Origin of the sequence: Xenorhabdus sp. SGI246, from assembly GCF_040838225.1 — a bacterium.
GTDB lineage: Bacteria > Pseudomonadota > Gammaproteobacteria > Enterobacterales > Enterobacteriaceae > Xenorhabdus > Xenorhabdus indica.
Genome location: NZ_JBFPEZ010000037.1, coordinates 1 through 4,029, shown reverse-complemented (window position 1 = coordinate 4,029; position 4,029 = coordinate 1). Strand labels below are relative to the sequence as shown.

The 4,029-nt window shown below is 44.6% G+C and carries 10 protein-coding genes; 8 read left to right on the top strand and 2 right to left on the bottom strand.

What is annotated here, in order from left to right:
* Positions 1 to 168 precede the first annotated feature (168 nt).
* The 3 genes from ABLA85_RS08965 to ABLA85_RS08955 are packed head-to-tail and all read left to right on the top strand — an operon-like array spanning position 169 to position 1,379.
* Entirely contained in the window at positions 169 to 879 is a 711-nt protein-coding gene (locus ABLA85_RS08965) for a DNA adenine methylase (protein WP_367963273.1), read from the top strand.
* A 22-nt stretch (positions 880 to 901) separates the two neighbouring features.
* Complete coding sequence (locus ABLA85_RS08960) at positions 902 to 1,081, top strand: Rrf2 family transcriptional regulator (protein ID WP_367963270.1); 180 nt, start codon at positions 902 to 904, stop codon at positions 1,079 to 1,081.
* A 10-nt stretch (positions 1,082 to 1,091) separates the two neighbouring features.
* On the top strand, positions 1,092 to 1,379 hold the full coding sequence (locus tag ABLA85_RS08955) for a hypothetical protein (RefSeq protein ID WP_367963268.1): 288 nt from the start codon (positions 1,092 to 1,094) through the stop codon (positions 1,377 to 1,379).
* A 25-nt stretch (positions 1,380 to 1,404) separates the two neighbouring features.
* Here ABLA85_RS08955 and ABLA85_RS08950 read toward each other — a convergent pair whose 3' ends face one another.
* Positions 1,405 to 1,647 (bottom strand): hypothetical protein, encoded by a 243-nt coding sequence (locus tag ABLA85_RS08950; RefSeq protein ID WP_367963265.1) that lies wholly within the window; start codon positions 1,645 to 1,647, stop codon positions 1,405 to 1,407.
* Between the two features lie 162 nt (positions 1,648 to 1,809).
* Between ABLA85_RS08950 and ABLA85_RS08945 the strand changes: the two genes are divergently transcribed.
* Genes ABLA85_RS08945 through ABLA85_RS08925 form a run of 5 tightly spaced genes read left to right on the top strand, consistent with a single transcriptional unit; the run spans position 1,810 to position 3,405 of the window.
* On the top strand, positions 1,810 to 2,148 hold the full coding sequence (locus ABLA85_RS08945; protein ID WP_340619323.1) for a phage holin, lambda family: 339 nt from the start codon (positions 1,810 to 1,812) through the stop codon (positions 2,146 to 2,148).
* Positions 2,129 to 2,368, top strand: a complete 240-nt coding sequence (locus tag ABLA85_RS08940; RefSeq protein ID WP_367963263.1) for a hypothetical protein — start codon at positions 2,129 to 2,131, stop codon at positions 2,366 to 2,368. The genes ABLA85_RS08945 and ABLA85_RS08940 overlap by 20 nt, the downstream gene beginning before the upstream one ends.
* Positions 2,368 to 2,769, top strand: a complete 402-nt coding sequence (locus ABLA85_RS08935) for a structural protein (protein WP_367963260.1) — start codon at positions 2,368 to 2,370, stop codon at positions 2,767 to 2,769. Before ABLA85_RS08940 ends, ABLA85_RS08935 begins: the two co-directional genes overlap by 1 nt.
* Entirely contained in the window at positions 2,766 to 3,227 is a 462-nt protein-coding gene (locus ABLA85_RS08930; RefSeq protein WP_367963257.1) for a lysis protein, read from the top strand. Before ABLA85_RS08935 ends, ABLA85_RS08930 begins: the two co-directional genes overlap by 4 nt.
* Entirely contained in the window at positions 3,220 to 3,405 is a 186-nt protein-coding gene (locus tag ABLA85_RS08925) for a hypothetical protein (protein ID WP_367963254.1), read from the top strand. Before ABLA85_RS08930 ends, ABLA85_RS08925 begins: the two co-directional genes overlap by 8 nt.
* A gap of 78 nt (positions 3,406 to 3,483) precedes the next feature.
* On the opposite strand, the gene ABLA85_RS08920 is transcribed toward ABLA85_RS08925, so the two are convergent.
* The gene (locus ABLA85_RS08920) at positions 3,484 to 3,657 is read right to left on the bottom strand and encodes a hypothetical protein (protein WP_367963252.1); all 174 of its coding nucleotides are present in this window, start codon (positions 3,655 to 3,657) and stop codon (positions 3,484 to 3,486) included.
* Positions 3,658 to 4,029 lie beyond the last annotated feature (372 nt).

Genomic DNA, 4,029 nt, shown 5'->3' with positions numbered 1-4,029 from the left:
TTCTTAAGCGAGCGGTATTAGGCTTAATGCGGCCTTTTTCATTTTACCGCCGCAACGTCTCAACACTCCAATCTTGTTGTGGTTGGAATTCTATTCATTACATGGTCGCTACGGCGACCTTTTTGTTTTCTGTTCGCACCAAGAAAGGGAGGCGGAATTGTGAAATACATGGGGAGTAAATCCCGTATCGCGAAACATATCGCCCCCTTCATTCTGGAGCACTTAACAACAGATACGGTTTATGTTGAGCCATTCGCTGGTGGCATGAACATGGTGAGCTACATCAACACCAAACATACTGGACCTGTTATTGCCTCGGATAATCATGAGTACCTGATGGCAATGTGGCGAGCCTTGTTATCTGGCTGGCACCCACCGGGACAAATATCACGAGAACAGTACTACGCGATAAAGCATAACAAAACCGGCGTTCCTCACTTAACTGGATGGGTCGGGTTTAATTGTAGCTATTCGGGGAAGTGGTTCGATGGGTACGCGGGAGTCACGCAGACAAAATCAGGTATTCGTGATTATCAAGCGGAGGCTATCAGCAATATTCAGCGACAGATAAGTGATCTGGATGGCGTGCAATTATTATGCAGTGATTACAAGGCACTGAACATACCGGATGGCGCAGTCGTCTACTGCGACCCGCCTTATGCGAACACGCGGCAATACCGCGATGCCTTTAACACGGCTGAGTTCTGGAATTGGATTCGTGAGTTATCGAACCGCTGTACGGTCTTTGTTAGCGAATATACCGCCCCGGATGATTTTGATTGCCTTTGGTCAATGGCATTAACCAGTAGCCTGAGTGCGAATCATCAATCGGGCACAACGACAAGATCAGTTGAATCGTTGTTTATGATAAAAACATGAGTAAAATCAAATAGGTGTGTAAATGAAAGTATCAATCGAACTAAGCGGTGAAACGATCTGGTATCGTGATGAAGAAAAAGGCGAGGGAATGGCCTCAACTGGGTACATAAAGGACGGAACACAGCAAAAAATCATTACCGCCCTTGAGGCTGCACTCTCTCAGGCTAAAGCTGAGGCTTCATGCTGGGATAACCGAAATTGACGTGAGGTGAATGATGGAATTATCTTTTGAAGTTGGCATGCCAACAACAGTGACCAGTGTCATGTTTGCTGATTGTAGTAGTGGTATCGAAAATGGTTCTTTCACGGTTGATATGTTAACTGGGAGCCAATTAATTGTTGATGTCAAAGTGTCAGGGTTTTGCGGACATGAAGATTATGAGAATAAACTTATCATAAAGTATAAAGAAACCTTTGATCCAGAAAGCACCTTTGCGGCTTTCTTCGAGCGTGCGGAAAATTATGCAAGACAATACTGCGATCAGATTGGGCTGAAATGAAAAGCGGCCCAGAGGCCGCGATATATCATCTATATTTTATTGGATCTTTCATTAAGGCAATAGCAGCATCAATCCCCTCTTTTCCTAGCCATACTTGCTGTTTTAAGGTTTCTAAAGATGCGATAACTTCATTGGTGAAATTTTCACAGCCTGGCTTGTTTTCTAAGTTCTTAAGAATGTGATGAATGAGTAATTGGACTACAGCCTGTTGTCCTTTCATCTGATCTTTAATTTGGTTGAAATAGTATTGTGTTTCTCGGTCTAACATTTTTATCCTTCTTACAGAGGTAATCAGCCATCCCTCTACTAGTTGATTGATTTTTGGCTGATCTAGCAGCTTACCTTAACTATCAACCTATTACTTTTAACCGACTCACAGGGGTAACCATCGTTCACCCCACGGACGCCCATTGCTCTAATGGGGTGGATTATGAAGATGAAAGAAAATCCTGATTTATGGGTACAAGCCGGAGACTTGCTTGCCTCGATAAAAGAGCAAGGCATCGGCGCTGCCCTCGCCGGAACAATGGCATTTTTCCGAGGCCGCTACAACGGTGTCGGCTGGGTAAAGGTCTCTATCGACGCCTTTATTTGTGCCATGTTCGCCTGGTTTATCCGTGACGTATTAAATCTGATTGGTCTAAATCCCGACTTGGCCTACATCGGTAGTGTGGTGATTGGCTACTTGGGTACAGACTTCATTGGCCAACTGCTGCGTAAGATGGCAGAGAAAAGGGCGGGGGTAAAAATTGACGAGCCAAAACAGTGAATCAGTATTCGGTGCGAGCTTTCATTATGCGAAAGAACTTATACAGCAAAATCGTCGCCGCTGGTTATTGCGTAAATGGCGTAGTTATTGGCGTAACGATAAGGATATCCGTGAAAAAATTCGTTATTCCGAGTACTTGTGTGCATTATTTAACTTTGAGAGTCGCTATCGAGTCATCAAATTATTCGTAAGGGCTGACCAAGAAAGGGGAAAAATCTGATGACCAGAGGCATTCGCAACAACAATCCCGGCAATATTGATCATAACCCGAAGAATCACTGGCAAGGCCAATTGCAGCATGACCCGAAGATTGAATCCCGGTTCTGTCGGTTTGAATCACCGGAATATGGTATTCGGGCACTGATGAAGTTGCTGTGTAATTACCATAAAGGCGGGCACAACAGCGTCTCTAAAATCATCAACCGATATGCGCCAGACTCGGAAAACAACACCACTGCATATATTAACAGTGTTGCTAAGGCACTCAATGTAGATCAGTTCGAAAAGATTGAAGTGAATAAACCGACGCTGATTGGACTATCAAAAGCCATTATCCGGCACGAGAACGGCAGGCAGCCGTATTCTGAGGCAACGTTTGAAAAAGCGTTTGAGTTGCTATGAAACTCAATAACCAGTACTTCACTCTCAGTGCTTTAGTGATTGTCTCTGGCCTGCTCTGGTTCTATTACAGTGAGTACCATAATAAGGCCGAAGAATACACTAACTTAAAGTTAGAGTATGACGAACAGGTCATTGCGATAGATAAGCAGCAAGAGCACATCAAACAACTCCACGAACTCGACACCCAACACACACAGGAACTTGCCCATGCCAGGACTGAAATTGACACTCTTCGGGCTGATGTTGCCGCTGGTCGTCGCAAGCTGCGTATCAAAGCCACCTGTCCCGTGTCTGAAACCGTTACCGCCGGCAGCATGGGCACTCCAACCTCCGTCGAACTCACTGGAGAAACTGGATCAACTATTCTCGATATCCGAGAAGGCATCATCAACGACCGGGCAAAACTGAGATATTTGCAGGAGTATGTGAGGGCTGAATTAGGAGATAGACATGATTGAAAGCCAAATACCCACAGCAACCATTGAATACCGCGTACAAGCTAATCAATCATCATTCTCACAGTCTTTGTTCAGGCTGTACTGTCTGGCATTGCAATTAGAGAAAGTGATGGGCGAAATACAAGAAAGAGCGCAAATTATGCGGGCGAATAACACACCACCACCTCAGAGCAAATGATACTGGGGGCAGGAGTAGGTTAGGGCGTGGTGTCGGTGAGAGGACGGTAGTATTCCCACCGTCCTATATTTCGATTTATTATAAACAGGTTTGAAGAGTTAATGGGCCTTTTTCGCTCATTGCTACGCACCACTCCATACAAGCTTTCCATCTGTCAACACCATTCTGATTTGCACAAATCGAAGCATAGGTCTGCATTGAGGCTAAAAGAGTAGCACCTGCCAACAGGCAAAGAAAAGTGTATTTTTTCATATCATGTTCCTTATTTTCACGTACAACATCAAAGACAGATAAATCTAATAAACCCAGCCCCACCCAACAACAAGCGAATAAAACTTAACAATTAGTTAACCTATGAAACTAAAGTAAATATTTCTGTGTCCATTCCCTGAGTGGCTACAGGAATAACGCATGCTGCCACCCGTTCCCATCGCGTACCCAACGCACACGGGCTGGTGGCATTTTTATTTCCACCGTGCATTCACAGCACAATTTTTAACGTCGAATCCAATCACTTTGATATGAGCCTTCGAGGAAGTCAGTTATAGCTGGCGAGCTTCGACGGGCTGATTTCCTATGTGAACGAGGGTTCATTTCAAAGGTAGGTAATACGCGATGAGTAAT

Bases quoted from the DNA above. Each gene is read 5' to 3' on its own strand.
- ABLA85_RS08935 (WP_367963260.1), top strand. From the start codon at position 2,368: ATGACCAGAGGCATTCGCAACAACAATCCCGGCAATATTGATCATAAC.
- ABLA85_RS08960 (WP_367963270.1), top strand. From the start codon at position 902: ATGAAAGTATCAATCGAACTAAGCGGTGAAACGATCTGGTATCGTGAT.
- ABLA85_RS08965 (WP_367963273.1), top strand. From the start codon at position 169: ATGGGGAGTAAATCCCGTATCGCGAAACATATCGCCCCCTTCATTCTG.
- ABLA85_RS08950 (WP_367963265.1), bottom strand. From the start codon at position 1,647: ATGTTAGACCGAGAAACACAATACTATTTCAACCAAATTAAAGATCAG.
- ABLA85_RS08925 (WP_367963254.1), top strand. From the start codon at position 3,220: ATGATTGAAAGCCAAATACCCACAGCAACCATTGAATACCGCGTACAA.
- ABLA85_RS08930 (WP_367963257.1), top strand. From the start codon at position 2,766: ATGAAACTCAATAACCAGTACTTCACTCTCAGTGCTTTAGTGATTGTC.
- ABLA85_RS08920 (WP_367963252.1), bottom strand. From the start codon at position 3,657: ATGAAAAAATACACTTTTCTTTGCCTGTTGGCAGGTGCTACTCTTTTA.
- ABLA85_RS08955 (WP_367963268.1), top strand. From the start codon at position 1,092: ATGATGGAATTATCTTTTGAAGTTGGCATGCCAACAACAGTGACCAGT.
- ABLA85_RS08945 (WP_340619323.1), top strand. From the start codon at position 1,810: ATGAAGATGAAAGAAAATCCTGATTTATGGGTACAAGCCGGAGACTTG.